The 1,933-nt window shown below is 70.6% G+C and carries 4 protein-coding genes; all 4 read left to right on the forward strand.

The annotated features are described in order from the left end of the window. Positions 1-199: hypothetical protein (locus tag ACPUER_RS36505; RefSeq protein ID WP_425133550.1), on the forward strand; the 199-nt coding region annotated here is incomplete at its 5' end. Then, complete coding sequence (locus ACPUER_RS36510; RefSeq protein WP_072436862.1) at positions 151-720, forward strand: HrpB1 family type III secretion system apparatus protein; 570 nt, start codon at positions 151-153, stop codon at positions 718-720. The genes ACPUER_RS36505 and ACPUER_RS36510, both read left to right, overlap by 49 nt. A gap of 13 nt (positions 721-733) precedes the next feature. Next, positions 734-1,150 (forward strand): type III secretion protein HrpB2, encoded by a 417-nt coding sequence (locus ACPUER_RS36515; RefSeq protein WP_175959164.1) that lies wholly within the window; start codon positions 734-736, stop codon positions 1,148-1,150. 2 nt (positions 1,151-1,152) lie between these two features. Continuing rightward, on the forward strand, positions 1,153-1,933 hold a 781-nt coding region (gene sctJ / locus ACPUER_RS36520; RefSeq protein ID WP_425133551.1), incomplete at its 3' end, for a type III secretion system inner membrane ring lipoprotein SctJ.

The following is a 1,933-nucleotide window of genomic DNA, read 5'->3' on the forward strand; positions in this document are numbered from 1 at the left end:
GGTCCGGCGCGAAGCGCGCGCGGCGCTTCGCCTCGCGCGCGCGCACTTCGCATCGGCGGCCGGGCGGGCGCGGCGCGCTGCTACCTTGCGCTTCATACGCCATTTCCTCAACGACATGCGCCGCTCGCGCGGCGACACGGAGCGCACACCATGGACGAATCCCGGCCGACCTATCTGCGATGCAACCAAGCGGCGCTGAACGAACTGATCGACGCCGCGAGCCTCGCGCTCGGCGGCGCGCTCGACGGCCCGGCCGCCGATCCCTACGACATCGGCCTGCTGATCGACGCGCTGCGCGTGCTCGCGCCGCAACTGCCCGCCGCCGACATGTTCGACGGCATGCTGCACGTCGCGCTCGGCAACTTCGACGACGCGGTGCGCGTGTTCGCGGAGATCGCGAACGGCACTACGAACACGATCTACGGCAAGGCGCTGCTCGCGTTCGCGCTGCAACTGAAGCGCGATCCGGAATGGCGGATCGCCGCCGACGAGGTACTCGCGGCCGGCAGCCCCGCGCAGGCGGTCGCGCTCGTGCGCGCGCTCGAGCGGCAGCACGACGTGATGCTCGCGAAGGAACACGCGGATCGCACGGGTGTCTGGGAGCTTCCTGAATCGGCCGCGGCGGCCAACGGCGACACGCCCGATGCGCCGCCCGCGAACCCGGCGGGCGGCTTCGATGCGCAGGCCGCGTTCGCGCATCAGCAATATCTGCGTCTTTGACGAGGAGGCCCGCATGAATGCCCCGCTTTCCCCGGTCGACCTGACCCGCGCGCTCGACGTCGCGTTCTCCGACGCGGCGGCGGCGCCAGCCGGCGCGACCGCCGCGCCGACGCCCGACGTCCCGGCCGACGTCGCCAGCCGTTTCCAGGCGCTGATGTCGAACGCGACGCCGACGCCGCCCGTCGCGCATACGCGCGAAGCAAGCGCCGTGTCGAAGCTCGTCGAGACGTCGGACGCCGCGATCAAGCAGGTGCTCGACAACTCCGCCTACCTGAGCCAGCACGCGGACGAACTGTCGATGAACCAGATGTTCGCGGCGTCGATCCAGGCGTCGGCCGAGGCGACCGCGATGCAGATCGACCTGCAGGCGAAGATGGGCGTCGTCACGTCGACGAAGGACGCGATCGGCTCCCTGATGAAGAACCAGTGACCATGGAACGACTCCCTTCCCCGATCGCCGCCGGCGGCCGCCGCCGCGCGGCCCGGCTTGCCGTGCTGCTCGCGTGCGCGGCGCTCGTCGCCGGCTGCCAGCAGGAGCTGTACGGCGGCCTCGCCGAGCGCGACTGCAACGAGATGATGGCCGCGCTGCTGCAGAACGGTGTCGACGCGCAGAAGAAGACGCCCGACGGCGGCAAGACGTGGACGCTCGCCGTCGACGACAAGCAGATTGTCAAGGCGATGGAAGTGCTGCGCGCGCGCGGGCTGCCCGCGACGCGCTACGACGATCTCGGCGCGCTGTTCAAGAAGGACGGCCTCGTGTCGACGCCGACCGAGGAGCGCGTGCGGTTCATCTACGGCGTGTCGCAGGAGCTGTCGGACACGCTGTCGAAAATCGACGGGGTCGTCGTCGCGCGCGTGCACATCGTGCTGCCGAACAACGATCCGCTCGCACAGGTCGCGAAGCCGTCGTCGGCGTCGGTGTTCATCAAGTACCGGCCGAACGCGAATCTCGCGACGCTGACGCCGCAGATCAAGAACCTCGTCGTCCATAGCGTCGAAGGGCTGACGTACGACGAAGTGAGCGTCACGTCGGTCGCCGCCGATCCGGTCGATCTCGTGTCGGCCGCGCAGCCGAGCGCGCAGAAGTCCGGCGGCGCGACGCTCGTCGGCCTGCTGATCGCCCTCCTCGTGTGCGTCGTGCTCGCGGCCGCGGGCGGTGTGCTGTGGTGGCGCGCGCGCAAGCACGGCGGCGCGGGCGTGGGCGGGCTGGCCG

This window comes from Burkholderia sp. DN3021 (genome assembly GCF_049805555.1).
GTDB lineage: Bacteria > Pseudomonadota > Gammaproteobacteria > Burkholderiales > Burkholderiaceae > Burkholderia > Burkholderia pyrrocinia_C.

Excerpts from the sequence above, each read along its gene's own strand:
- ACPUER_RS36510 (WP_072436862.1), top strand. The coding sequence starts at position 151 with ATGGACGAATCCCGGCCGACCTATCTGCGATGCAACCAAGCGGCGCTG.
- ACPUER_RS36515 (WP_175959164.1), top strand. The coding sequence starts at position 734 with ATGAATGCCCCGCTTTCCCCGGTCGACCTGACCCGCGCGCTCGACGTC.